The organism is Bradyrhizobium xenonodulans (assembly GCF_027594865.1).
Classification (GTDB): domain Bacteria; phylum Pseudomonadota; class Alphaproteobacteria; order Rhizobiales; family Xanthobacteraceae; genus Bradyrhizobium; species Bradyrhizobium xenonodulans.
On sequence record NZ_CP089391.1, the window covers coordinates 3985678 to 4010674 of the forward strand.

A 24997-nucleotide genomic window follows, 5' to 3' on the forward strand; every position below is an offset into this window, starting at 1 on the left:
CGGCGACAGATGACCGCGTGCGTCTGGCACAGAGGTTGCTTCGATCGACCGCAATCTGGGTCGATCCGATGAGCTTCCGTCCCTTCACGAGCGAGTCCTACGCGCAAGACGACCGGCCCGAGGCGTGGCGGGACGTGCTGGCCGCCGTCGGCCTGCAACCGGCGACCGGACATTCCTTCCTCGACGGGCACGCGACGGCGTCGCATCGCCACGCCGCAGGCGTTGCGCTGACGCGCATGGCCGCGGGCGCGCAGAGTGTCGGTCCGCTCTCGCAAGCAAGCGAAGATCTTCCGATCGCGCTAATGCCGGTCGAGGACGGCATGGTGCTCAAGAGCGCCGGCGGCCATCGCATCGTTCCCGTCGGCCATCTCGTGTTGCTGCCGCGGAGCGGGGACTGGAGCATCGTCTTCCAGCGCGACATGCGCGCGATCGTGCTGTCGGTGACCTCCGAGGCGCTGCACGGACGTCTATCGGGTAAGCCGCGGCTGGGCGAGCCCCGCGTCGTCGCGCCCAACGGCTTTTCCGATGTGTTCTCGCGCCTGCTGGATGCTACCGCGCGCACGCTCGACACGCTCAGCGACGCCGAATGGAATGCGGTCGCGCAGAGCCTCGTCGATCTGCTCCTGACGCTCGCGCATCAACTGGCCGCTTCGACCTCAGATGCGGGATCGAGCGCGACGCAGGCCGCGCTGCTGCACCGGATCTGCCAGACTATCGAGCGTCGGCTCGACGATCCCGATCTGGTGCCGGCGCGCGTCGCGCAGGCCGAGGGGATCTCCGAGCGGTACTTGCAAAAGCTGTTCGAGACGGTTGGCGATAATTTTACCCATTACGTCCGCGAGCGCCGACTCCAGCGTGCCTGGGCCGATCTATCCAATCCGAACGAAGCACATCGCTCGATTTCGGAAATCGCCTACACCTATGGCTTTGGCGATTCCGCGCATTTCAGCCGTGCCTTCCGCCATCGCTTCGGCCTGCCGCCGCGCGAATTTCGCCAGCAGGAGGCGGAGCGGGCGATCGCGCAGCACGGCCTGGCCGGACAGCGCGGCTGGCCGCAAGAGGCGCTGGCGCAGCTTCGCTCGCATCAGAGCGTGGAGGCGCGCAGCGGCGTCGCCAGTGCCGGCGGCGAAGAGCGGACGACAGCGGAGCGCAAGCATCATCACCTCCCGGTCGGGGCGGACCGCGTCCACTGGGGCTATTTCAGCCGCTCATTGCCGCCGCAGATCGAGATCGCCTCGGGCGATACCATCACCATCGAAACGCTGACACAGCACGCTTCCGACGCGCCCGAGTTGATGATTGCCGGCGATGCCGGCGCGGAAAGCGTATTCGGCTGGACGCGGGACCAGAAGAACGTCGACCGCCGCGGCGCCGGACCGATGGACGCGAGTGTGTTCGGCCGCGGCGCCGGTGAAGGCTTTGGCGTCCACATCTGCACGGGCCCCGTGGCGGTGAAGGACGCCCAGCCCGGCGACGTGCTGGAGGTACGCATCCTCGACATGGTGCCGCGCGCCAGCCGCAATCCGGGCCATGCCGGCCGCGTGTTCGGCTCCTCGGTCGCGGCGTGGTGGGGCTATCATTACAACGAGTTTCTTGCGCCCAAGCCGCGCGAAGCCGTCACCATTTACGAGATATTCGACCACGCGGAGACACCGCACGCCCGCGCGCTCTATTCCTACCGCTGGGAGCCGCAGACCGATCCTTCCGGCGTCGTGCACGCCACGTACGACTATCCCGGCGTTCCCGTTGCGCCCGCGACGATCAAGCGCCGCCACGCCGTGCTCGATGGCATCCGCATTCCGCTCCGTCCGCATTTCGGCGTGATCGCGGTGGCGCCGCGCGAGGTCGATTTCGTCGATTCCGTGCCGCCGTCCTATTTCGGCGGCAATCTCGACAATTGGCGGCTGGGGAAGGGGTCGGCAGTCTATCTCCCGGTCTCCGTTCCCGGGGCGCTGCTGTCGGTCGGCGATCCCCATGCCGCACAGGGCGACGGCGAACTCAGCGGTACCGCGATCGAATGCTCGATGACCGGCACGTTCGAGGTGATCCTGCACAAGAAGGCCGATCTTGCCGGCCAGCCTTTCGCCGATCTCTCTTATCCCCTGATCGAGACCGAAACCGACTGGGTGCTGACCGGATTCAGCCATCCCAACTACCTCGCCGAATTCGGCGCGCAGGGGCAGAGCGAGGTCTACGCAAAATCCTCGCTCGACCTTGCCATGAAGGACGCGTTCCGCAAGATGCGTCGCTTCCTGATGAACGTCAAAGGCCTCAGCGAGGACGAAGCGATCGCGCTGATGTCGGCGGCGGTCGATTTCGGCGTCACCCAGGTCGTCGACGGCAATTGGGGCGTGCACGCCATCCTGAGCAAGCGCCTGTTTCAGCAGGCGCCTTAACAAGGACATCCAAAGTGAAATTCCACATGATCGCCGGCGGTCCGAAGCCGGTCGCGCCCTTCAGCCACGCCGTGGAGACCGACGGTTTCGTCTTCGTCACCGGCCAGATGCCGGACACGCCACAAGCGCCGGGCGTGCTGCCCGACGGCATCGTCGCGCAGACCCGCGCTGTGATGGAGAATTTGAGGGTGGTTCTCGCCGGCCTCGGTCTCGGTCTCGAGCATGTCGTGATGACGCGCATCTATCTGACGCGTTTCAAGGAAGACTACGCCGCGATGAACGAGACCTATCGCAGCTTCTTTCCGCCGGACCGCCTGCCGGCCCGGACCTGCGTCGGCGTCACCGGCCTGGCTTACGACGCGCTGATCGAGATCGATCTGGTCTGCCGCCGGCCGTGAGCCCGGCTTTCGGGACTGACGCTCACACGAATCCCGGATGTCGCTCCGCTCATCCGGGCTACAAGACCTTGTGTTGCCCGACAGGCAAAACACACAACCTCAGGGTCCACCCGTCCGCGCTAAAATATTCCACTTTACCGAAATTCTGTTTTGCCGTAGATCGACGTCACCTCATCCCAGTCAGAGGGGCGGATCGCGATCGTCACGAAACGCGGGATGAGTGGCGGTGGACGCGGGCGGCGTCGGCGCGAAAGGTGGTTTGCAGGGCGGGTCACTCCGTGAGCAACGGCCTGCGCGCACACGACCGGTGCAGCCCGCGTACGGCAAAATCGTGTGGTCCTGACGCCCGGGGTCTGTGCGTCAAGTCTTGCGGTGATGTAGCGGCCCGACCGGGTCCGCGCATCAGCTATCGGCAAGGCGACGGGGGCAATAGTGCATCGCTCCCCGGGGAGAGCACGGCATAAGCCGTCAAACCACTGCGCAGGGAAGGCCGGATGTTTGGCTTCACCTGTATGCCGCTGTGCAGATTTTTGTAGCGCAACCTTCGCACAGTGGACCGTGGGTGCCCCGCCGGCACCCGGTCTTCCCTGCGCCCTCTGACAAAGGAGGGTGACGTGACCAGGCAAAGCTCGGGCGAAACAAGCCGCGAGAATGCGAAGTCGTGCGCGCTCCTTCAACGATATGAAGAGGAACGCTCAAGGCGTCGACTATCCGATAACAGTCGGACGATCTGCAGGGTGACGAGATTGAGCTAATCCGCTTCCTTTGGTTTCGTCTCAAATTGCAACCCGCAGGTGCAAGAAGTCTTGATCGGTCGTGACCTAGAGGTGATCGCCCGACTTGAACGCAGGCCTCAGCCGCTGCGACTAACCCAGAGAGTGCATAGGGATCAGTGGAACGTGATCGCAACCCCTCTTCCTAAAGCACCAAAATGGTGCTTTAGTGCTTTCCATGAACCCATCGCCCAAAAACGCGCCGTCCGCGCTGCGTTACAGGCTTGCCCCTGACCCGGCCGCCAAGGCCGCGCTGGAGGCGACGTTCAGGGCCTATGACCGCATGATGGAGATTCTCGACGAGGTCGCGCGGAGCCATAATGTCGGCTCCAACGTGGTCCTGCTCCATGCCCACGCCTATGAGCCGATCCGGAAGCAGACCGCGCTGCCCTCGCGCCTGGTGACGCTGGGTCTGCGCGACCGCATGGACTATCGCACAGCGCAGGGCCGCCGCCTGCCGCTCGACGACAAACTCGCCAAGATCAAGGGCCCGGCCACCATTTCGATTGCGACCGTGGAGGGGCGCTTCAGCGTGCCCTTCGACTACGCCGGCTATGCCGACGGGTGGGGACAGAGCGTGCCCGCGCGCCTGGTCCGCACCGACGCCGGCTTTGAAGTTCACTACGGCGTCACGCCGAACAGTCTGCCAGAGGAGGAGAACGCCATGGATACCATCGCTGCCGCCCCCGACAATTTCCTGTCCCGGGTCGGACGTCTAATCGCCGGGATCGCCTATGACGCGATCGAACAGGCGGAAGGGAAGAACAAGCTGAAAGTGGTTGGCCAGGCCATCCGCGAGATCGAACGCGCCGAGAGCGAGGCACGCGACGCGCTCGCGGCCGCGCGCGCCGAGGAATACCGCCTCAACGCGCGCCGCACCGAGATCGAGCGCGAGATGACCGATCTCGCGCCCAAGATCGAGGGCGCGATTGCTGATAGCCGCGACGATCTCGCGCGCGCCGGCATCGCCCGGCAGATGGATCTGGAGGCGCAGTTCGAGGTGCTCTCCCGTGCCATCGACGAGAACAACGAGAAGATCGAGCAGTGCGTCACCTCGCTGCGTGCCGTGCTGTCGGCGCTCCAGGATGCCGAGCAGCGCCGCGCCGATCTCGAAAAGAGCGAGGCGGCCGCAAGCCACCAGGCCTCGACGTCGCCCCGGAAGCCGGGCGGCGCGTCGGCGGCCGCGAAGGCGCTGCGGGCGGGCAGGGCGGTCGCGCGCGCCACCGGCGTGCCGGCATCCATCCCGTTCTCAAGCGACATCGACGAGCTCAGCACGTTGCATCGCGACAAGGAGATTGCAGCGAGGCTGGCGCGCTTGAAGTCGCGCTCCTGAGTCATGTGTCATGAGCGCTCTGCTCGAACACGTCATGTCGCCGGAGGTCAGGCCGTTCGCAATCGCGGCGGCCATGATCCTCATCGTCGGGTCGGTCGAGGTGATCTCGATGCTGGTCGGGGCCTCCTTGAGCGAGATGCTCGGCACCAACATCGATTTCGGTCACCCCAGCGACAATGGCGTCATCAACGCCATTTCCTGGATCAATGTCGGCGGGGTGCCGCTGCTGATCTTCCTGCTGCTGCTGCTCGGTGCCTTCTCCATCACCGGCTTCCTGATCCAGGACGTCGCGCGGATGGTGGCGGGCCCCTTGCCGGCGACGCTCGCCTCGGTCGGGGCGGTCGCGGTGTCGGTTCCGCTGGTCCGCGGCGCAAGCAGGGCCATTGCGCGGGTCATTCCCAAGGATGAGAGCTACGCGGTCGGCCTCGGTGATCTCGTCGGCCGTGTCGGCGAGGTCGTGATCGGTCCGCTCGACCAGGGACCGCCCGGCCGCGTCAGCGTCGCCGACGTCCACGGCAACCGCCATTTCGTTTGGGCGGTGGCCGCGCCCGCGTCGTCGCCTTTGCCGCAAGGAACCATGGTCCTGCTGGTCGATCGCGACGGCACCCGCTTCGTCGCGGTGAAGGCCGACGATGAACTCAAACCTTCCAAGCCGACTCTAAGCAACAGCTAGCAAGTCATTATCGGAGAAAGTCATGTTCGACATCGCAGTCCCGGCCATGATCGGCGTCGCGCTGATCGTCGTCCTCGGGATCGTCTTCACCATCCTCTACAAGCGCGCCACCCGTGACGAGGCCTTCGTGCGCACCGGCCTCGGCGGCAAGAAGGTCGTGCTCGACGGCGGCGCCATGATCCTGCCGATCTTCCACTCCTATGCCAGCGTCAATCTGAAGACGCTGCGGCTCACCGTCGAGCGCAAGGAGCGGGAATCGCTGATCACCAAGGACCGCCTGCGCGTCGACATCGTCGCCGAGTTCTACGTGCGCGTCCGTCCCGACGATGAGAGCATTGCGCTGGCGAGCCAGACGCTGGGCGCGCTGACCAACGATGCGGAGGCGTTGCGCAACCAGGTCGAGGCGAAGTTCGTCGACGGCCTGCGCTCGGTGGCCGCGACAATGTCGATTTTGGAGCTGCAGGAAAAGCGCAGCGATTTCGTCAAGCACGTGCAGGCGACCGTCGAATCCGACGTCAAGTCCAACGGGCTCGAACTTGAATCCGTCTCCCTGACCAAGCTCGACCAGACCGACGTCAAATTCTTCAACCCGGAGAATTTCTTCGACGCCGAAGGTTTGACCCAGCTCAAGACCGTCACCGAAACCCGCCGGCGAGATCGCAACTCGATCGTGCGCGACAACGAGGTGGCGATCGCGCAGAAGGACCTCGAGGCGCGCCAGCAGACCTTGACCATCGAACGCACCAAGAAGGAGGCGGAGCTCTCGCAGGAGCGCGACATCGCCAACAAGACCGCGAGCACCCGCGCCGAGGTTGCAACCGCAACCCAGACCGCGCGCCTGACCGAGGAGAACGCCCGCATCGATACCGACCGGGCCGTTGCCGAGAAGGAGGCCGGTGCCAAGCAGGTCAAGGAAACCGCGGTGATCGAGTCGGATCTGGCGATCAACAAGCGCAAGACCGACGCCCAGCGCGAAATCCAGATCGCCACGCAGGAGAACGAGATCCAGATCGCGGCCAAGAGCAAGCAGACCTCGGAAGCCGTCGCCGAAGCCAAGACGGCCGAAGCGCTTGCCGTGTCCGCCGAGGAAAAGGTCGTGACCGCACGCGCGGTCGAGGTCGCCGATCGTGCCCGTGTGACCCAGGTGCTCGCCGCGCGCACCGAGGCCGAACGCAAATCGACCGAGGTGATCGTGGCGGCCGAAGCCGAGAAGAAGGCCTCGCTCGATCGCGCCGAGGCCGTCAAGACGCTGGCGACGGCCGAAGCCGAGTCCAACAAGATCAAGGCGGTCGGCGTCAGGAACATCGGCGAAGCCGAGGCCGCCGTCATCACCATGAAGAATGAGGCGCAGAACAAGCTCGGCGCCAACGTCATCGATTTCGAGATCGCCAAGAAGCGGATCGAGACCATGCCGTCGGCGCTGGCCGAGATGGTCAAGCCGATCGCCAACCTCAAGGACGTCCGCATCCTCCATACCGGTGGCGCGTTCGGCGGCAATGGTGCCGGGGGAGGCAATGTCGGCTTCGGCGAAGGCCTCGCCGGCGAGCTGCTCAAGGTGCACGCGCTGCGTCCGATGATCGACGAGATCCTGCGCCAGAGCGGCTTTGCGCCAGGCGAAGATCCCGTGAAGGCGCTGATCGGCGCGGTGACGGGAAAGAGCAATGGTGCCGCAGCGCCGGCACCCGCGCCGGAGAAAACAAACTCCGCCGATCTATGAATGCCGGTTCATTGCTACGGAGAATTCGAAACGATATGAACTGGCGCGTTGCGTGTCTCACGTCGCGCAACGCGCCAGAACACTGATCGATCGCGTGTTGGTCTCTCGATCATGGTCCGGGCGCCGGAGCCTGTTTCGATCGGGAGAATTTCAAATGAAGTATTTTCTGTCTGGACTGATCGCGATCGGTCTTTCAATCGCTGCCGCGCCGTCGTTCGCCGCCGACGCCCGCAACGTCACCGTCGTCAACGAGACCGGCTATGCCATCAAATTCCTGGGCTTCAACGCGCCCGACGATGGCCTGGACGAATGGGAGAACGAGCTCGAGAAGGTTTTGCAGAACCAGGCCAGCACCTATGTCGAGTTCGACGAGGACGACGAGGGCTGCGTCTGGAACATCCGCGTCGACTGGCAGAGCTATGACGAGGCCGTGCTCTGGAAGAACGTCAATCTCTGCAAAATGACCGCGCTGCGGCTGCGCTACGATTCCGGCACCAAGACCACGTCGTTCATCGCCGAGTAGGACGGCCTGACCTGACCCGAGGAGGGGCCTTCCGGCCCTTCCTCCACGCTTTGTGCCAGATCGCGAATTCGTCCTTTGCAAGCGCAAGCGGCTTTGTTATACGCACCCGCGCGCGGACGACTTGTTCGCCTTTTCCTCGGTAGCTCAGCGGTAGAGCATCCGACTGTTAATCGGATGGTCGCTGGTTCGAATCCAGCCCGGGGAGCCAAAATCCAATAAATTCAAAGACTTGATTATGTTGCGCTTGCGCAACATTGCCCTCGCCTGTGCCTTGGGGAAGCGCCCGCGGGCGATTTCCCGCGCGAATCCCTCGAATTGGCGCGGCCCTGAGCACGGGGCTGGGTGCCTAGAATTCGTGTCCGGACGGTTCGAGATTCTGGCGGGGGGCTCCGCCTCCCAGCGTCTGCGACGGGTGCTCGCCGAACATTGCGAAGTAATACTGCGAAAAGCGCCCCAGCTCGTAGAAGCCTTGCTCCATTGCCACCGCTGCGACGGTCGTCGAGCCCGGGGCGCTCGCGTGCAGGATGGAATGGGCCGTGCAAAGGCGCTTGTGCCTCAGGAACGTCACCGGGCCCAAACCGAACACCTCTTGAAAGGCGCGATGGAGGGTGCGGCGCGACACACCGAGGGCGGCACAGATCTCCGAAACATGCACCGGCCGTGTGCCGGCCTCGTCGAGATGCTGTTCGACCCGCCGGATCAGCCGCCTGGCCGAAGGCAGCCAGCCGGTGTCGTCGGGCGGCAGTGACGACATGACGTTGGCCGCCATGCATTCGACGATCGATCGTTTCCAGAAATCCGCCGTCGACGGCGTCAATCCGTGCGTGTTGCTGCGCAGGTGCGACATGATCCGGACCAGGCGGCGTGAGGCAATCGCGCCGCTCTCGCGGTCCGCACGGAAATGGCCTCGGCTGCGCCAGGTGTCGGGATCGCCCAGCCGGGCCTCGCCGCCGAACAGGGACGCGACCTCGGTGAGGTCGAAGCGTATCGCGGCGTACGCGGACGGGCCGTGAAAGACGCCGTCATGCTCGAGCAGCGGCGGAATGACCAGCACGTCATTGAGCTGCATGTCGAACGACCAGTGGGCGACGCGCTCTTGCGCCGCCAGCAGCATTCCGATGATCAGCTTGTTGTCACTGGAGACGCGCTGCGTGCGCATGCCGACGTTGAAGGTACCGATGCTGAGCGAGAAATCGCCGATACCAACATGCGACAGGGTTCCGCGCAGACGCCCGCGTCCGAGCTGCATCACGTCGACATGCGAGCCGTGAACGGCCTGGTGAAGGCCTTCGAAACCGTCCAGCTTCCGCGAATCAACCAGAAGGAACTGCCCCATGGTTGGACTCTGTTATTGAAGCACGACAATTCTGCGGCGGTAGCGGCGCCACCACGACGCGAAGTGGACACGACAGCTCGACGTCACGACATGCGTCGTGGAGTCGCGTGGATCGCCGTGCTGGCACAAACTGCACATCACAGCCGTCAGATCTTCGGATAGCGTTTGCGACCTGGCGATATCGGTGGTGTTCGCGCTGCGGCACCGGATTTCGCACCTTTGACGCCGGGAAGAGGGGGACCTGACCATGCGTCCAACATGCCGGGCAATGTGCCGTCGTCGGCATCTGGTGAAGTCGGCACCATAGCAGCGGGAAAGCGCGTATCGGAGTTTTCACCATGCTGCGGGCGGATCCGGGTCACTGCGAGTGGTTGCCGGACGACGTGAAGACCGGCGAGATGGTCTTCATTCCCGGCGGGACCTTCCGCATGGGATCCGATCACCATTATCCCGAGGAGGCGCCGAGCCATCGCGTCTTCGTCGACGGATTCTGGATCGACCGCACGCCCGTGACCAACAGGCAGTTCAGGCAATTCGTCGACGCGACCGGCCATGTCACCGAAGCGGAGATCGTTCCCGATCCAACGGACTACCCCGGCGCACTGAACGAAATGCTCTACGCCGGTTCGCTGGTGTTCTCACCGCTGCCCCGCATTACCGATCTCACCGACTGGAGCCAGTGGTGGTCCTTCATGCGCGGCGCCAACTGGCAACATCCCTATGGCGCCGGCAGCAACATCGGCGACCTCGACGACCATCCGGTCGTCCACGTCGCCTATGGCGATGCGGCCGCCTACGCCCACTGGGCCGGCAAGGACCTTCCAACGGAAGCGGAATGGGAGTTCGCCGCCCGCGGCGGCCTCGACGGCGAGGAGTTCGCCTGGGGCGATGCCCTGATGCCCGGCGGCAGGCACATGGCCAACATCTGGCAGGGCAATTTTCCAATCCAGAATCTCGGCGAGGATGGGTTCCAGCGTACCTCGCCAGTCCTGGCTTTCCCGCCGAACGGTTACGGCCTCCACGACATGATCGGCAATGTCTGGGAGTGGACCTCGGACTGGTGGTCACCGCGCCATCAGGCGAACGCGGCAAAATCCTGCGGCATCCCGAAGAATCCCCGGGGCGGTCGCGAGGACGCAAGCTACGACCCGCGTCAGCCCGATATCCGCATTCCGTGCAAGGTGCTGAAGGGCGGCTCGCATCTCTGCGCACCCAATTACTGCCGCCGCTACCGTCCCGCCGCGCGCCACGCCGAGCCGGTCGATATTTCGACCAGTGATGTCGGCTTCCGTTGTGTGGTGCGCACACCTCTTGCCGTCGATCGCACACGAGAAAGAATGGCCGCGAGCGCGCTCGCGTAGATGCTCTGCCAGTCGGAGCGAGACGCGAATGGGGTGCAATTCTCCGTATTTTCAATGCTTTGCATTCGCATTCTGACGTGACGCACGATATTGCTTCAAGCGACATCGCAACATGGCTCCGCTCGAATCCGGCAGGATCGCGGTCGAGCGCAGGATCGCGTTCAAGTGCTTGTGTGCGTGTGGGCCGCGGTCGGGTCATGAGGGCGACGCCAATTCGACTTATTTCACATCGAGCCTGGCGGGTGCCGGAATTTTACGGAGCTGATTCCCATGCCAGACATCCAGGTCGACCGTTTCCAGATGGCCCCCTCGATTCTGCCGGCAGACGTTCCCGAGCTCAGCGATGACGAGTGCCTGGCCTGTCTCGCGCGCGCCGTCGGCGAGCCCGATTCGGCGCGGCTCGACGAAGTCGCCGCGCTGATCGGCCGCCTCGCGGTCACGATCGAATAGGTCCATCGCCTTCAATGCCGTGAGTTGCGCGGGTCTGGTCCGTCCGGGCCAACGGACGTGTTGCGTTTTAGCGGAGCCTGTTCCAAAGATGCCGCCAACTTTCGTCCGCGGCATCGTCCGCATTTCAGGGTCCGCAAATGTCCGGTTTCTCGACCGCGCGCCTCAAAATGGTCGATGGCCAGGTGCGCACCAACGACGTCACTGATCGCCGCATTCTCGACGCCATGCTCACGGTTCCGCGCGAGGCATTCGTGCCGGCGGCTAAGCAGGCTTTGGCCTATCTCGACCTCGATCTCGACGTGAGCGAGGGAGCCGCCAAGCGCTTCCTGATCAAGCCGCAGCTCACCGGCAAGCTGCTCCAGGCCGCCGAAATCGGCGAGGGTGACAACGTGCTGGTGGTCGGCTGCGCCACGGGCTACCTCGCCGCACTGACGGCCAAGCTCGCCCGTCAGGTTACCGCGACTGAATGCGATTCGGCCCTGGCTGCGAAGGCCAAGGATGCTTTTGCTGCCCTTGGGCTCGCCAACGTCACCTGCAAGGCCGCGGCCTGCGCTGAAGGTGATCCGTCAGCTGCCCCCTATGATGTGATCGTCCTCAACGGCGCCGCCGAGGTGGCGCCGCCGGAATCGCTGCTCGGGCAGCTCAAGGAGGGCGGGCGCCTGGTGGGGGTGTCTGCCCAATCCAGGCCGCCGCGGGCCATGATCGTGACCCATACCCACGGTGAATTCGGCCATCGGGCACTGTTCGATGCCGCAGCCCCGGTCCTTCCGGGGCTGGAGCGGGCCGCCGCCTTCGTCTTCTGACGGCCCAAACCCCGTTAAAATCCCGTTCGGAATCAGAAGTGTGGCCGGGATGCTGCACGTGAAGAGTTTCCACTGCGAACTACCTTGAGGTAGTTCCGTCGCGCCGTTCCGCGTCCTATGTTGCGACGGGGCAACGACTCCACTCGGATACGGTAACCCAGCTCGCGGGCACGAGCCGGGCGTTAGAATGAACGGAATTTTTGGGATGCATGGGGTGAAGCTCTTCACCGGAGCTGCGGTTTCGGTCCTGCTGCTGGCACTTGCCGGGCCGACGCCTGCCTTGGCGGATACGATCGAGTCCGCGCTGGTGCGCGCCTATCAGAACAATCCGCAACTCAACGCACAGCGCGCCCAGGTGCGCTCGACCGACGAGAACGTGCCTCAGGCCTTGTCGGGCTATCGGCCCAGGGTCAATCTGACGGTCAGCAGTGGGACTCAATATCAGGATATCCAACAGGTCCAGAAGGGCCTGCCAATCAATAGCGTCCCGCCGCTTCAGCCCAACAGCGCCAGCCTGACCATCAACCAGACGCTCTATAACGGCAATCAGACCGCCAACCGAACGCGCGCGGCGGAGAGCCAGGTCTCTGGGTCGCGCGAGGCGTTGCGAGTGCTCGAGCAGTCGGTTCTGCTGCAGGCCGCCACGACCTACATGGACTACCTGCGCGATTCGGCGACTCTCGAAGTTCAGCGCAGCAACGTGCGCGTGCTTGAACAGACGCTCAAGCAAACACGCGATCGCTTCAACGTCGGCGAGGTGACGCGCACCGACGTCGCGCAGTCCGAAGCGCAGCTGGCTGCCGGCAGAACGCAGGCGCTGACCGCCGAATCCAATCTCACGACGACGCGAGCGAACTTCCGCCGGATCATCGGAAACGAGCCGGCGGCCCTTGCCCCGGGCTCGCCGGTCGATCGCTTCCTGCCCACGACGATCGCTTCCGCGGTCAATCTCAGCCTGGTCGAGAACCCCAACGTCACGGCTGCGATGTTCGGCATCGACGTCAACTATCTCCAGGTTAAGATCAACGAAGGTGCGCTGCTGCCGACGGTCACGATCCAGGCTGGCGTCTCCCAGGCGTATCAGCAGACCCTGACGGTCTTCCGGACGACGACTGCTTCCGCCATCGCGACAGCCTCCGTGCCGATCTATCAGGGCGGCACGGAATATTCGCTGATCCGCCAATCGAAAGAGAACCTGGCGCAGCAGCGCCTGAACCTCGAAACCACCCGCGACCAGACCCGAGCCAACGTTGTGCAGGCCTGGGGTCAATTGGAAGCCGGCAAGGCGCAGGTGAAGTCTGCGCAGGCGCAGGTGACGGCGTCCGAGATCGCGCTGAACGGCGTGCGCGAAGAAGCCAAGGCCGGCCAGCGCACCACGCTCGACGTGCTCAACGCGCAGCAGGCGCTGGTGAACGCGCGCGTTGCGCTCGTCACTGCCCAGCATGACCGCGTGGTGGCGTCCTATTCGGTGCTCAACGCGGTCGGCCGTCTCGCACCTCAGGTGCTCGGTCTCAACACCACGGTGTACGATCCCAGCGTGCACTACCAGCAGATCCGCGACAACTGGGCCGGCGTACGCACGCCCGACGGACGCTAAAGTCCCGTAGTCATCCGGTCGGCCTCGCAAACAGTCGAGGCTGACCGGCGCTTTGCTTGCAATCATCAAAATCCCTGACATAGCCTTGTCAAGAAGATGCGGGTCGATTCGTCCCGCACCCGATGTCGTGTGCGTAAAGCTTGAGTGCCGAGGGCAGGGGCGCACCGCCGCACGTTGAGCCGTGAACTGGGGACAAGTCGGGTTGCCGCGACGAAAATGTCGGGGCGTTCGTCCGGAACCGGCCAATCCTGTCGTGCTTGGTGTAAAACAACGCATGCGAGGGCGTTGATGATGTGGAGTCGGAGATGACGCAGCCTGCAAAGGTCACAGAACCCTCGATGGAGGAGATTCTGGCCTCGATCCGGCGCATCATTGCCGACGATGAGGCCAAGCCGCCGCCGGCTGAAGCTGCGAAGCCCGCGCCAACGCCCGCCGCGCCGCCAAAGCCGCAGGCTGTGAACGACATTCCACCCTCCAAGGCTGCTCCCGCCGCCAAGCCGGCCGCCGAGAAGCCCGCGCCACCGCCGGCAGCAAAGCCCGCCGCGCCGCCACCGCCTGCGGCCGATGCCGGCCCCAACAGCCAGGACGATATCGACGCGTTGCTGGCGGGGCTCGACACGGCCACGCCTGCGCCCGAGGTCAGCGCTCCGGAACCGGAGCCCGAGCCTGAACCCGACGTGCTCGAATTGACCGACGAGATGGCGATGGACCCGACGCCGCCACCGCCGCCGCCGAGCTTCCGCAAGGTCGAGCCGCGCGACGATCTGGAATTCGCCGAATCGCCGCCGCCGCGTCCGACGCCGGCACCGTCCTATGCACCGGTAGACTTCGATGCGCCGCCGATGCCGCCACAGCAGCCGATCCTGGCGCAATCGACGGTCTCCGCAGTTGAATCCGCCTTCAACTCGCTGGCCCACACGGTGCTCAGCAGCAATGCGCGGACGCTGGAGGATCTGGTCAAGGAGATGCTGCGTCCGATGCTGAAATCCTGGCTCGACGACAATCTGCCGGGCCTCGTTGAACGCATCGTGAAGGCCGAAATCGAGCGGGTCTCGCGCGGCGGCCGGTAAGACCCCGGCCAGAGCCCTCATAAAGCCCCGCTTGGGCACGATGTTCGGTCTTCGGGCCGGGCCGGGAAGCCGTTTCGCCGCCGGGCTTTCCCGTTGACTTGCCCCCCGCGCGCGGCTTTCTAGCAGCCCATGATCGAGAAAAATTACCAGCCCGCCGATATCGAAGCCCGCATGTCCGTCGTGTGGGAGGACAGCCTTGCGTTCAAGGCCGGCCGCCCCGACCGCCGCGACGCCGTACCCTTTACCATCGTGATCCCGCCGCCGAACGTGACGGGCTCGCTGCACATGGGCCACGCCCTCAACAACACGCTCCAGGACATTCTGTGCCGGTTCGAGCGCATGCGTGGCCGCGACGTGCTGTGGCAGCCCGGTACCGACCATGCCGGCATCGCCACTCAGATGGTGGTCGAGCGCCAGTTGATGGAGCGCCAGCAGCCCGGCCGCCGCGAGATGGGCCGCGAGAAGTTTCTGGAGCGGGTCTGGCAGTGGAAAGCCGAGAGCGGCGACACCATCATCAACCAGCTCAAGCGCCTCGGCGCCTCCTGCGACTGGTCGCGCGAGCGCTTCACCATGGACGAGGGCCTGTCCAAGGCCGTCATCAAGGTGTTCGTCGAGCTGCATCGCGACGGCCTGATCTACAAGGACAAGCGGCTGGTGAACTGGGACACCAAGCTCTTGACTGCGATCTCCGATCTCGAAGTTCAGCCGACCGAGGTCAAGGGCAGCCTCTGGTATCTGCGCTATCCGATCGAGGGCAAGACCTTCAGCCCCGAGGATCCCGCGAGCTTCATCGTCGTCGCCACCACGCGTCCCGAGACCATGCTGGGCGACACCGGCGTTGCCGTGCATCCCGACGACGAGCGCTATCAGAAGCTGGTCGGCAAGAACGTGATCCTGCCGCTGGTCGGCCGCAAGATTAAGGTCGTCGCCGACGAATATTCCGATCCGGAAAAAGGCTCGGGCGCGGTCAAGGTGACGCCGGCGCACGACTTCAACGATTTCGAGGTCGGCAACCGCCATGGCCTCGGCCGGATCAGCGTCATCGACAGGGAAGGTTGCCTCGATCTCCTCGACAACGAGGATTATCTGCGCGACCTGCCGGAAGGCGCTTCGCAATTCGCCGAGGAGTTTCACAAGGTCGATCGCTTCGCGGCGCGCAAGCGCATCGTCGAGCGTCTGGAGTCGTTCGGCTTCATCGAGCGGATCGAGCCGCACACCCACATGGTGCCGCATGGCGATCGCTCGGGCAGCGTGATCGAGCCGTATCTGACCGATCAGTGGTATGTCGACGCCAAGACACTCGCCAAACCCGCGATCGCGGCGGTGCGTTCGGGCGAAACTTCGTTCGTGCCGAAGAACTGGGAAAAGACCTATTACGAGTGGATGGAGAACATCCAGCCCTGGTGCATCTCGCGCCAGCTCTGGTGGGGCCATCAGATCCCGGCCTGGTACGGTCCCGACGGCAAGGTGTTCGTCGCCGAGACCGAGGAAGAAGCCGTCAGCCACGCGCTCGGCTATTACGTCGAGCAGGAGGTCATCACGGTCGAGCAGGGCCGCGAGATGGCGCTCGACCGCAACAAGCGCGAAGGCTTCATCACGCGCGACGAGGACGTGCTCGACACCTGGTTCTCCTCGGCGCTGTGGCCGTTCTCGACGCTCGGCTGGCCCGAAGACGCGCCCGAGGTGCAGCGCTATTACCCGACCAATGCGCTGGTGACCGGCTTCGACATCATCTTCTTCTGGGTCGCCCGCATGATGATGATGGGCCTGCACTTCATGAAGGAGGTGCCGTTCTCGACGATCTACATCCACGCCCTCGTCCGCGACGAGAAGGGCGCCAAGATGTCGAAGTCGAAGGGCAACGTCATCGATCCGCTCAACCTGATCGACGAGTATGGTGCCGACGCACTGCGCTTCACGCTGGCCGCGATGGCGGCACAGGGGCGCGACATCAAGCTCGCCACCAGCCGCGTCGAGGGTTACCGCAACTTCGCGACCAAGCTCTGGAATGCGTCGCGCTTCGCGGAGATGAACCATTGCGCCGTGCCCGACGGTTTCGAGCCGGCGAAGGCGAAGGAGACGCTGAACCGCTGGATCGCGCATGAAAGCGCGCACACCACGCGCGAGGTGACCGAGGCGATCGAAGCGTACCGCTTCAATGACGCTGCCGGCGCGATCTACCGCTTCGTCTGGAACGTCTATTGCGACTGGTATGTCGAGCTCGCAAAGCCCGTGCTGCTCGGTCCAGATAGCCCGGCCAAGGACGAGACCCGCGCCATGGTCGCCTGGGCGCGCGACGAGATCCTGAAGCTGCTGCACCCCTTCATGCCCTTCATCACCGAAGAGCTGTGGGAGGTGACGGCCAAGCGCGACGGCCTGCTCGCGCTGGCGGAGTGGCCGCTGAAGCCGGCCGAACCGACGCCGGAGCAACTCGCGATGCTCGCTGCGGCCGCCGGGCCGACCGATCCGCTGATCTCGCCGGCGCTGGTCATGCCGATCTTCGACCATGCCGATTTCACCGATCCCAAGGCGGAAGCCGAGATCGGCTGGGTGATCGACCTGGTCACGCAGATCCGCTCGGTGCGCGCCGAGATGAACATCCAGCCGGCAACGCTGACGGCGCTGGTGCTCGCAGGCGCGTCGGCCGAGACCAGGGAACGCGCGCCACGCTGGACCGATGTCATCAAGCGCATGGCGCGGCTGTCCGACATCTCCTTCGCCGACCGCGCGCCTGACGGTGCAGTCCAGCTCCTGGTGCGCGGCGAAGTCGCTGCGCTGCCGCTGAAGGGGGTGATCGACGTCGCCGCCGAGCGCACCCGCCTCGACAAGGAGATCGGCAAGGCCGACGCCGACATCAAGCGCGCGGAGTCCAAGCTGGCCAACGAGAAGTTCGTCGCCAACGCGGCCGAGGAGGTCGTCGAGGAAGAGCGCGAGAAGCGTGAGGCGGCGCTGGCCCGCAAGGCCAAGCTGCTGGAGGCGCTGGAGCGGCTGAAGCAAGCGTCTTAGGTCCAGCTTTGGGCCTATTTCGGAAACGGCTTGCTGAGGAATTTCGAGCCCCTGACGCCATAGCGCCAGGGCAGTTCGACGGCCTTGGTGATGCCGATCCGGATGCCGGTCACCACCTCGACATCTTCGGTCCGCGCATGCAGCGCAATCGGCGGCCGGTCAAGCGGCAGGGTGTTGTGCGCGATAGTGATGCCGAGTGCTTCGGTCAGCTTGCCCGGGCCCGAGCAGAGCGCATGCAAATCCTGGAGATGGCGGCGGCGGCGCATCGCGGCGATTCCGTGCGTCGGCTCCAGCGCGCGGATCAGCACGGCGCTCGCCGAGCCTTCCTCCTCGCAGACGAAGTTGACGCACCAGTGGATGCCGTAGGAGCGGTAGACATAGGCAAAACCCGGCGGGCCGAACATGATCTGGTTCCGCGGCGTCGGACCGTTGTAGGAGTGCGCCGCCGGCTCGGTATGATGATAGGCCTCGACCTCGACGATGAGGCCGCCCACGCCGTCGACCAGCATGGTGGCACCGATCAGGTCGTGCGCGACCTCGCGGACGTTACGGTCGAAGAAGGCACGCTTCAGGGCTTTGCCGAGCCGAGGTGCGGAGGCTTTCGAGGCTGGAGCCATTCGAGGTGAGAATCGCCTGAGAACAGAGCAGGATATTGCCCATATCTGCCATGTTCCCCGAGGCGGCGCGAGCCGGGTTGCGGCAGGCAGCCAGACCGACTAGGTAGGACCTGAACAGACCGGACAGCCCATGGTCGTTATTGTCGACACTATCTCGAACCCGTTGCGCCCGCGTCACCCCGAAAAGGTGAATCGCCCCGATTCCGCTTCGCCGCCGAAGCCGGACTGGATCCGCGTGCGCGCGCCCAATACCCGCGGCTATGCCGACACCCGCAACATCGTGCGCGCCAATGGCCTGCACACGGTGTGCGAGGAGGCGGGCTGCCCGAACATCGGCGAGTGCTGGGACAAGAAGCACGCGACCTTCATGATCATGGGTGACACCTGCACCCGTGCCTGCGCGTTCTGCAACGTCAAGACCGGCATGCCCAATGCGCTGGATGCGGCCGAGCCGCAGCATGTGGCGGAGGCGACGGCCAAGCTGGGCCTCGCCCACGTCGTCATCACCTCGGTCGACCGTGACGACCTCGCCGACGGCGGCGCCGAGCATTTCGCCCAGACCATCCGCGCGATCCGGGCCGCATGCCCCTCGACCACGATCGAGATCCTGACGCCGGACTTCCTGCGCAAGGAGGGGGCTCTGGAAGTCGTCGCTGCGGCGAAGCCCGACGTCTTCAACCACAATCTCGAGACCGTGCCGTCGCGCTACCTGACGGTCCGGCCCGGCGCGCGCTACTTCCACTCGATCCGGCTGCTGCAGCGGGTCAAGGAACTCGATCCCACCATCTTCACGAAGTCCGGCATCATGGTCGGCCTCGGCGAGGAGCGCCACGAGGTGCAGCAGGTGATGGACGATCTGCGTTCGGCCGACGTCGACTTCCTGACCATCGGGCAATATCTCCAGCCGACCCGCAAACACCACGCCGTGATGCGCTACGTGCCGCCGGACGAGTTCTCGTCCTACGAGAAGGTCGCCTATACCAAGGGCTTCCTGATGGTGTCTGCGAGCCCGCTCACCCGTTCGTCGCATCATGCCGGCGAGGACTTTGCGAGACTGAAGGCCGCGCGGGCAGCCAGCGCCCGCTGAACCGCCATGCCCAAATTTTCGAGCAAGCGCCGTGTCAATCACAGCGCATCCGAGATGTTCGATCTGGTCGCCGACGTCGAGCGCTACCCGGAATTCGTGCCGCTGTGCAGCGCGCTGAAGGTACGCCAGCGCATGGCCAAGCCCGACGGCACCGAGGTGCTGATCGCCGACATGACGGTGTCGTTCAAGCTGGTCAAGGAATCCTTCACCAGCCGCGTGACGCTCGACCGCGCGAACTTGAAGATCCTGGTCGAATATCTGCAAGGCCCGTTCAGCAATCTCGAGAACCGCTGGACGTTCGAGCCCAAAGGTGAGGGCGTCTGCGACGTCGGATTCTTCCTGTCTTACGAATTCAAGAGCCGCATGCTGGCGATGCTGATGGGCTCGATGTTCGATGCGGCCTTCGCGCGGTTCTCCATAGCGTTCGAGAAGCGGGCGGACGCGATTTACGGCCGGCCGAAGCTGGCGTCGTCGTAGGGTATTCTCCCTCCACCGTCATTGCGAGGAGCGAAGCGACGAAGCAATCCAGATTGCTTCAGCGGAGACATTCTGGATTGCTTCGCTTCGCTCGCAATGACGGCGGCACTCAATCCACCGCTTTCACCACGTCCGGCGGCTGCGAGGCGTAGTACGCGGCGGCGGTCTCGATCTCCTGCGGCGTCATCGCGCGTGCGATGTTGCGCATCTGCTGGCTGATGTCATTGCGGCGCTCGCCGGTCGCGAAGGCCTGGAGCTGCGCCTTCATGTAGGCCTCGGACTGCCCCTCCAGCCACGGACTGCCGGTCTTGTTGTCGAGACTGCCGTGGCAGGAGCCGCAAGGTGCGATGCCACGCATCGGTGCGCCGTAGATGACGATGTTGGGTTTCGGCAGTTGTGGCGTCGGATGATAGGCCGGAAGCCGCGGCAGATAGGCGTAATAGTTCGAGAGATCGGCGATCTCCTGGTCCGTCAGATTGACGGCGAAGGGTGACATCACGGCATTGGTGCGCGCGCCGGACCGGAAATCGTGCAGCTCCTTGTAGATCACCGCCGCATACTGCCCGGCGAGATTGGGCGAATCCGCACGGCTGATGCCGGTCGGGCCGTGGCAGATCGCGCAGCGCTGCGCCAAGGTGGCGCCGCGGCCGATCGCCTCCTGGCTCGGACGCGACAGCGTGCGGGAGGTCAGCACGACCCCCGAGAGACGTTTTGTCTGTTCGGGCGCCGTCACGCTCGCCGCGCGCTGCGGCACGCCAGCCGCGCTGCAGATCGCATCCCAGACGTTTGCGAACTGGACCCAGGGCTGCGCGAAGGGCAGCACGATGAAGCCGGCAATCGCCGTCACGATCAGGATCGCCGCGGTGATGCCGACGCCAATGGTGAAGTGCCTGTTACGGAAGGTGAAGAGGTCGCGCGTGCTCATCACTGCGCTCCCACATAGACAGCCGGCACGGATGTGCCCTCGCTCAGCGCCAGGTTCAGGATCGGATAGCCGTAATTGGTGAGCGTGAGGCCGATCATCAGCGCCACCCACAGTCCGTGGGTGTTGAGCGCGACCGGGACGGTTGCCGGCTGATGCACGGCCAGCGCGAAGCGATACGGACCGGCGTCGGCCTGCGGCGCGCGCATGCCGCGCGCCAGGATGACGATGAACATGATGCCCGACGCCAGCAGGATAAAGCCGCCGATCGCCGAGAACGTGACCGAGAGCGCCTGCGGCGCGATCGCGGGATCGCCAAAGTCGAAATAGGCCATGCGGCGCGGCATGCCCAAGATGCCGACCCAGTGCCACGGGAAGGTCGTGACGATCATGCCGATGAACCACAGCCAGAGCTGGGTGCGGATCAGGCGGAGATCGATCAGCTCGCGCCCGGTCAGATGCGGCCACAGATCATAGGCGATCGCAAAGTACATGATCACGATGGCGCCGCCGAAGATCAGGTGGAAGTGGCCGGTGATCCACTGCGTGTTGTGGATGGAGGCGTCGAGCTGATAGCTCATGTTGATGAGGCCGCCGGCGCCGCCGAAACCAAGCATGACGAACGAGAACGCCAGCGCCAGCATCATCGGATTGTCCCAGGGCAGGGCCTTGATCCAGCCGAACAGGCCGCGGCCACCGCGCAGGCGCGCCGCGATCTCGACCGAGGCGCAGATCGTGAACACGGTCAGCAGCGTCGGCAGCGCAACCAGCGCCGTAAAGGCCGAATGGATGAACTTGAAGCCGGCGCCGACCTGTGGATCGGCAAAGGTGTGGTGCATGCCGATCGGCATCGCCACCACCAGGAACAGGATGAAGGAGATCCGCGCCATGCTGTCGGAATAGACCCGGCCGCCGATCGCGCGCGGCACGATGGTGTAATAGGCGATGTAGGTCGGCATCAGCCAGAAATAGACGATGGCGTGCAGCGTCCAGGAGAAGAACACGCGGGCGAGGCCCGCATCGATGGTGGCCTTCAGCCCCGCCGCGACGGGAATGATCTGGAGCAGCAACTCGAGCGCGGCACCGACCGCGGTCCACGCCCACAAATATGAGCCCGCGACATTGGCAAACATCGCCAGCGGTACCGGCGCGCCAGGATGGGCCTTGCGCCAGACGTGCAGGTTGATCGACATCAGCGCGACCCAGATCCAGGAGCCGACCACGACCAGAACGACGCCGAGGTAGTAGAAGACGTTGCCGATCAGCGGCGGATAGAAGGTGTAGAGCACCGAGGCGCGCCCCATTGCGATCGGGATCACCGCCATGACGCTGCCGATGACGATCAGCCAGAACCCGGTCCAGGCCCAGCGCACGCCGACCAGGCGCTGCTGCAGCGCGGACTCGCTGATGGCATAGCCGAAGCCCATCGCGACCAGGGTCGGGAACACGTAGCCCATCACCGTGCCGTGCGCGGTCAGCGAGCGGTAATACAGCTCTGGATTGGACAGCCATGTGCCGATCGGGCTGCGGATGAACATCTGCCAGGCGCCGAGCGTAAGGGCGATGCCGAACACGGCGAAGGCCAGCCAGAAATGGGCGAGGATGAGCTTCCTATTGACCAACACAGCTCAGCCTCCCGCCACCCTTCGCGCGATCGGCGAATTCGGCCTTGTCGATCACCTTGACCTTGCCCCACATGCCCTCGTGGCCGAAGGAGCAGAATTCCTGGCAGGGCATCAGATAGTCGCCGGTCTTCGCGAAGCGCATCAGCTGCTCTGAGATGTAGCCCGGCACCAGCATGGTGTTGACGTTGGTGCCCTGGATCAGGATGCCGTGCACGACGTCGGCGCTGGTGGCGCGCAGCGTGATCGGCGTATCCGAGGGCACCACGATGCAGGCCGGCGTGAAGGAATATTGCTGGCCGATCGCGCGCACGGTGACATTGCCGTTGGCTTCGAGCACGCTGCCGAGATTGCTCTCGACGAATTCGCCGGACAGATGCAGCCGCGAGGGATCGGTGGTCTCGACACGCGGCTGCGGCATGGTCGCACGATGAATCCCGGCGAACGCGGCGAGCAACGCCATCATCACGATGATGATCACGGCAATGGTGGCCCAGCGCCGCTCGACGCGGGCCGCGACCTCGGCGCTGGCGCTGCCGTCGCTGTGGGCTTGCTCGGCACTCATTGCAGCGGCCCGCGCGGCAGGAAGACGAACAGGTAGAAGGCTAGCCACATCGCGACCACGCAGGCCGTGGCAATGCCGGCAAGCACGATCGCGCCGGACGGTCCCTGCGCAACGACCTCCTCGACGGCCTGGTCGGCGGCGGCTGGGCTGGTCGGCGGATCGGAGTTGATCATGACGGTTCTCTGGCGCCTCTCAGTTCAGCGGTGCGGAGCGCAGCTCGTTGGCCTCGCGCGCCGAGACCGGCGTGCCGCGATTGCCCCAGGCGGTGCGGATGTAGGAGACGACGGCAGCGACCTCGTTGTCGGAGAGAAGGCCGGCGAACGGCGGCATGCCGTAGGGCATCGGATTGCCCTTGGTGCCCGGCGGATAACCGCCATTGAGCACCATGCGGATCGGATTGACCGCCGATTGCATCTCGATCGACTGGTTGTTGGCGAGCGGCGGCCAGTGCGGCGGCTTGCCTTCGCCCTGGAGGCCATGACAGCTCGCGCAGCTCTTGTCGTAGACGGTCTTGCCGAGACTGATCAGCAGGCTGCTCTCGGTGGTCGGCAGCGTCGAGCTCGCCGGTGGCGGCGGTGAGGGCTCCGCGATGCCCTTGAGGTACACCGCCATGGCGCGCGTGTCCTCGTCGTTGAGATATTGCAGGCTGTTGTGCACGACCTCGGCCATCGGACCGTAGACCACGCCGCGCATGGATACGCCGGTCTGGAGCAGGTCGGTGATGTCCTTGATGCTCCAGTCGCCGAGACCCGCCTCGCGATTGGACGTCAGCGAGGGCGCGTACCAGTTCTGCATCGGGATCAGGCCGCCCTTGAACGCGTCCGCTTGCGAGGTGCCGCCGAGCGCGTTGATCGGCGAATGGCACATGCCGCAATGGCCGAGGCCCTCGACCAGATAAGCACCGCGATTCCATTCCGCCGATTTTTTCGGATCCGGCTTGAACTCGCCCTCGCTGAAGAACAGCGTGCGCCAGCCGAGGATGAGCTGGCGATTGTCATAGGGAAAGCGCAGCTCGTGCGGCTTGTTCTTCTGGTTCACCGGCTGGATCGCGCGCAGATACGCGAAGATCGCGTCGCTGTCGGCGCGCGTGACCTTGGTGTAGGACGCAAACGGCATCGCCGGATAGATCAGCCCGCCGTCCGGGAAGCGACCGCTGTGCATGGTCTTGTAGAAATCGTCGGCGCTCCACTTTCCGATCCCGGTATCCGCATCAGGCGTGATGTTGGAGGTGTAGAGCGTGCCGAACGGGGTCGGCATGGCACGGCCGCCGGCGAACAGGCGGCCTTCGGGTGCGGTGTGGCAGGCGGTGCAGTCGCCGGCGCGGGCGAGATATTCGCCGCGCGCGATGATATCGCCGGCCTTGTCCTGCGCTTGCGCAGCCGTGGTGAGCGCGGCGAGAGCGAACAGCGTGATCGACAGTTTCGAGCCCATCATCCGCCTCGTCAGTTGGGCTGGCTGCCGCAGCCGAACGGCAGCGCATAGGTGCCTTTCGGAACGGGAGCCGGATTGGCGGGCGCCGTCCGCGTTGCAAGCCAGGCCGCGACGGCGGTGACGTCGGCCTCGGTCAGATGGCCGGCGACGAGCTGCATGCAGTCGGGCGATTTTGCCGTGCGGGTGCCGTAACGCCAGGCGCCGAGCTGGGCGCTGATGTAGTTGGCGCGGAGGCCAAGCAGGCCGGGGATGCCGGGCTGCATGCCCGTGAGCCCCGGACCGTGGCAGCTCACACAGGCCGGAATGTTGCGGCCGGCATCGCCGCTGGTCGCAAGCAGCTCGCCCTGCGCCAGCATGTCCTTGCTGACCTCACTCGGCGAGGGTTGCGGCAGTGGCGGGTGCTCGCTGGCAAAATATTCCGCCATCGCCTCCAGATACGGATCGGGCAGAAACTCCAGCAGATAGTTCATCGGCGGGTATTTGCGCCGGCCGCTGCGGAAGGCGAGGAGCTGGTTGTAGAGATAGCCGGCCGGCTTGCCGGCAAGGCGCGGGAAATAGACGTCGCTAGTGCCTTCGCCCTTGTTGCCGTGACAGGGCGTGCACGCTTCCACCCGCGCCGCCATCGTATCGGGCGGCTGGTTGGCCGTTTGTGCGACCGCACCATCCATGGCGGCCAAGGTGGCAATGGCGAAGGCCAAAGCAGGGTAGCGAGCGAACACGCCGTCGCCCTCCAGAAAGCAGGACCGGGTTGATTCCTGGCCACAACGTAGAGCGGCATTATTGCGCCAATATAGTCGCGCGCAAGACGGGAAGGGACCAACGACGTTTGGTCGCGGCTGC

General features: G+C 64.8%; 22 protein-coding genes and 1 tRNA gene. 15 read left to right on the top strand and 8 right to left on the bottom strand.

The window, feature by feature from the left end; translation table 11 throughout:
- Positions 1-68 precede the first annotated feature (68 nt).
- The 7 genes from I3J27_RS18745 to I3J27_RS18775 all read left to right on the top strand — a co-directional run bounded on the left by I3J27_RS18745 (position 69) and on the right by I3J27_RS18775 (position 8021).
- A complete protein-coding gene (locus I3J27_RS18745; protein ID WP_270172833.1) occupies positions 69-2396 on the top strand; it encodes an acetamidase/formamidase family protein in 2328 nt (775 codons plus the stop codon).
- A 14-nt stretch (positions 2397-2410) separates the two neighbouring features.
- The gene (locus I3J27_RS18750) at positions 2411-2794 is read left to right on the top strand and encodes a RidA family protein (RefSeq protein WP_270172252.1); all 384 of its coding nucleotides are present in this window, start codon (positions 2411-2413) and stop codon (positions 2792-2794) included.
- Between the two features lie 942 nt (positions 2795-3736).
- Entirely contained in the window at positions 3737-4900 is a 1164-nt protein-coding gene (locus I3J27_RS18755; protein ID WP_270172254.1) for a PspA/IM30 family protein, read from the top strand.
- Positions 4901-4910: 10 nt separating this feature from the next.
- Positions 4911-5573: an OB-fold-containig protein gene (locus I3J27_RS18760; RefSeq protein ID WP_270172256.1), complete on the top strand. Its 663-nt coding sequence runs from the start codon at positions 4911-4913 to the stop codon at positions 5571-5573.
- A gap of 22 nt (positions 5574-5595) precedes the next feature.
- Positions 5596-7290, top strand: coding sequence for a flotillin family protein (locus I3J27_RS18765; protein WP_270172258.1), 1695 nt, complete (start codon positions 5596-5598; stop codon positions 7288-7290).
- 154 nt (positions 7291-7444) lie between these two features.
- Entirely contained in the window at positions 7445-7813 is a 369-nt protein-coding gene (locus tag I3J27_RS18770) for a hypothetical protein (protein WP_270172260.1), read from the top strand.
- 133 nt (positions 7814-7946) lie between these two features.
- Positions 7947-8021: transfer RNA gene (locus I3J27_RS18775), tRNA-Asn, on the top strand.
- 138 nt (positions 8022-8159) lie between these two features.
- Here I3J27_RS18775 and I3J27_RS18780 read toward each other — a convergent pair.
- The gene (locus I3J27_RS18780) at positions 8160-9149 is read right to left on the bottom strand and encodes an AraC family transcriptional regulator (RefSeq protein ID WP_270172262.1); all 990 of its coding nucleotides are present in this window, start codon (positions 9147-9149) and stop codon (positions 8160-8162) included.
- Between the two features lie 338 nt (positions 9150-9487).
- Between I3J27_RS18780 and I3J27_RS18785 the strand changes: the two genes are divergently transcribed.
- The 6 genes from I3J27_RS18785 (at position 9488) to I3J27_RS18810 (ending at position 17436) form a co-directional block, all read left to right on the top strand.
- Complete coding sequence (locus I3J27_RS18785; RefSeq protein WP_270172264.1) at positions 9488-10510, top strand: formylglycine-generating enzyme family protein; 1023 nt, start codon at positions 9488-9490, stop codon at positions 10508-10510.
- Positions 10511-10780: 270 nt separating this feature from the next.
- Complete coding sequence (locus tag I3J27_RS18790; protein ID WP_270172266.1) at positions 10781-10960, top strand: hypothetical protein; 180 nt, start codon at positions 10781-10783, stop codon at positions 10958-10960.
- A 137-nt stretch (positions 10961-11097) separates the two neighbouring features.
- Positions 11098-11763: a protein-L-isoaspartate O-methyltransferase family protein gene (locus tag I3J27_RS18795; RefSeq protein WP_270172268.1), complete on the top strand. Its 666-nt coding sequence runs from the start codon at positions 11098-11100 to the stop codon at positions 11761-11763.
- Positions 11764-11968: 205 nt separating this feature from the next.
- Positions 11969-13360 carry a TolC family outer membrane protein gene (locus I3J27_RS18800; RefSeq protein ID WP_270172834.1) on the top strand — a complete coding sequence of 464 codons (1392 nt, stop codon included), beginning with the start codon at positions 11969-11971 and terminating at the stop codon, positions 13358-13360.
- Between the two features lie 305 nt (positions 13361-13665).
- Complete coding sequence (locus tag I3J27_RS18805) at positions 13666-14430, top strand: PopZ family protein (RefSeq protein WP_270172270.1); 765 nt, start codon at positions 13666-13668, stop codon at positions 14428-14430.
- A gap of 129 nt (positions 14431-14559) precedes the next feature.
- Complete coding sequence (locus I3J27_RS18810) at positions 14560-17436, top strand: valine--tRNA ligase (RefSeq protein ID WP_270172273.1); 2877 nt, start codon at positions 14560-14562, stop codon at positions 17434-17436.
- Positions 17437-17450: 14 nt separating this feature from the next.
- Here the strand turns inward: I3J27_RS18810 and I3J27_RS18815 are convergent, their stop codons facing one another.
- The gene (locus I3J27_RS18815; protein ID WP_270172275.1) at positions 17451-18053 is read right to left on the bottom strand and encodes a DNA-3-methyladenine glycosylase; all 603 of its coding nucleotides are present in this window, start codon (positions 18051-18053) and stop codon (positions 17451-17453) included.
- Between the two features lie 130 nt (positions 18054-18183).
- Between I3J27_RS18815 and lipA the strand changes: the two genes are divergently transcribed.
- Positions 18184-19140 carry a lipoyl synthase gene (gene lipA, locus I3J27_RS18820; protein WP_270172278.1) on the top strand — a complete coding sequence of 319 codons (957 nt, stop codon included), beginning with the start codon at positions 18184-18186 and terminating at the stop codon, positions 19138-19140.
- 6 nt (positions 19141-19146) lie between these two features.
- A complete protein-coding gene (locus tag I3J27_RS18825; protein ID WP_270172280.1) occupies positions 19147-19617 on the top strand; it encodes a type II toxin-antitoxin system RatA family toxin in 471 nt (156 codons plus the stop codon).
- Between the two features lie 109 nt (positions 19618-19726).
- Here the strand turns inward: I3J27_RS18825 and I3J27_RS18830 are convergent, their stop codons facing one another.
- The 6 genes from I3J27_RS18830 to I3J27_RS18855 are packed head-to-tail and all read right to left on the bottom strand — an operon-like array spanning position 19727 to position 24825.
- Positions 19727-20542, bottom strand: coding sequence for a c-type cytochrome (locus I3J27_RS18830; protein WP_270172283.1), 816 nt, complete (start codon positions 20540-20542; stop codon positions 19727-19729).
- Entirely contained in the window at positions 20542-22164 is a 1623-nt protein-coding gene (locus I3J27_RS18835) for a b(o/a)3-type cytochrome-c oxidase subunit 1 (RefSeq protein WP_270172286.1), read from the bottom strand. The genes I3J27_RS18830 and I3J27_RS18835 overlap by 1 nt, the downstream gene beginning before the upstream one ends.
- Positions 22151-22726, bottom strand: coding sequence for a cupredoxin domain-containing protein (locus tag I3J27_RS18840; RefSeq protein ID WP_270172289.1), 576 nt, complete (start codon positions 22724-22726; stop codon positions 22151-22153). The genes I3J27_RS18835 and I3J27_RS18840 overlap by 14 nt, the downstream gene beginning before the upstream one ends.
- Positions 22723-22899: a hypothetical protein gene (locus tag I3J27_RS18845; RefSeq protein WP_018641890.1), complete on the bottom strand. Its 177-nt coding sequence runs from the start codon at positions 22897-22899 to the stop codon at positions 22723-22725. The genes I3J27_RS18840 and I3J27_RS18845 overlap by 4 nt, the downstream gene beginning before the upstream one ends.
- A 19-nt stretch (positions 22900-22918) precedes the next feature.
- The gene (locus I3J27_RS18850; RefSeq protein ID WP_270172835.1) at positions 22919-24157 is read right to left on the bottom strand and encodes a cytochrome c; all 1239 of its coding nucleotides are present in this window, start codon (positions 24155-24157) and stop codon (positions 22919-22921) included.
- A gap of 11 nt (positions 24158-24168) precedes the next feature.
- Complete coding sequence (locus I3J27_RS18855; protein WP_270172836.1) at positions 24169-24825, bottom strand: c-type cytochrome; 657 nt, start codon at positions 24823-24825, stop codon at positions 24169-24171.
- Positions 24826-24997 lie beyond the last annotated feature (172 nt).

Bases quoted from the DNA above. Each gene is read 5' to 3' on its own strand.
- I3J27_RS18825 (WP_270172280.1), top strand. From the start codon at position 19,147: ATGCCCAAATTTTCGAGCAAGCGCCGTGTCAATCACAGCGCATCCGAG.
- I3J27_RS18850 (WP_270172835.1), bottom strand. From the start codon at position 24,157: ATGGGCTCGAAACTGTCGATCACGCTGTTCGCTCTCGCCGCGCTCACC.
- I3J27_RS18830 (WP_270172283.1), bottom strand. From the start codon at position 20,542: ATGAGCACGCGCGACCTCTTCACCTTCCGTAACAGGCACTTCACCATT.
- I3J27_RS18845 (WP_018641890.1), bottom strand. From the start codon at position 22,899: ATGATCAACTCCGATCCGCCGACCAGCCCAGCCGCCGCCGACCAGGCC.
- I3J27_RS18815 (WP_270172275.1), bottom strand. From the start codon at position 18,053: ATGGCTCCAGCCTCGAAAGCCTCCGCACCTCGGCTCGGCAAAGCCCTG.
- I3J27_RS18760 (WP_270172256.1), top strand. From the start codon at position 4,911: ATGAGCGCTCTGCTCGAACACGTCATGTCGCCGGAGGTCAGGCCGTTC.
- I3J27_RS18785 (WP_270172264.1), top strand. From the start codon at position 9,488: ATGCTGCGGGCGGATCCGGGTCACTGCGAGTGGTTGCCGGACGACGTG.
- I3J27_RS18745 (WP_270172833.1), top strand. From the start codon at position 69: ATGAGCTTCCGTCCCTTCACGAGCGAGTCCTACGCGCAAGACGACCGG.
- I3J27_RS18810 (WP_270172273.1), top strand. From the start codon at position 14,560: ATGATCGAGAAAAATTACCAGCCCGCCGATATCGAAGCCCGCATGTCC.
- I3J27_RS18765 (WP_270172258.1), top strand. From the start codon at position 5,596: ATGTTCGACATCGCAGTCCCGGCCATGATCGGCGTCGCGCTGATCGTC.
- I3J27_RS18840 (WP_270172289.1), bottom strand. From the start codon at position 22,726: ATGAGTGCCGAGCAAGCCCACAGCGACGGCAGCGCCAGCGCCGAGGTC.
- I3J27_RS18770 (WP_270172260.1), top strand. From the start codon at position 7,445: ATGAAGTATTTTCTGTCTGGACTGATCGCGATCGGTCTTTCAATCGCT.
- I3J27_RS18795 (WP_270172268.1), top strand. From the start codon at position 11,098: ATGTCCGGTTTCTCGACCGCGCGCCTCAAAATGGTCGATGGCCAGGTG.
- I3J27_RS18800 (WP_270172834.1), top strand. From the start codon at position 11,969: ATGCATGGGGTGAAGCTCTTCACCGGAGCTGCGGTTTCGGTCCTGCTG.
- I3J27_RS18855 (WP_270172836.1), bottom strand. From the start codon at position 24,825: ATGGATGGTGCGGTCGCACAAACGGCCAACCAGCCGCCCGATACGATG.
- lipA (WP_270172278.1), top strand. From the start codon at position 18,184: ATGGTCGTTATTGTCGACACTATCTCGAACCCGTTGCGCCCGCGTCAC.
- I3J27_RS18805 (WP_270172270.1), top strand. From the start codon at position 13,666: ATGACGCAGCCTGCAAAGGTCACAGAACCCTCGATGGAGGAGATTCTG.
- I3J27_RS18790 (WP_270172266.1), top strand. From the start codon at position 10,781: ATGCCAGACATCCAGGTCGACCGTTTCCAGATGGCCCCCTCGATTCTG.
- I3J27_RS18780 (WP_270172262.1), bottom strand. From the start codon at position 9,149: ATGGGGCAGTTCCTTCTGGTTGATTCGCGGAAGCTGGACGGTTTCGAA.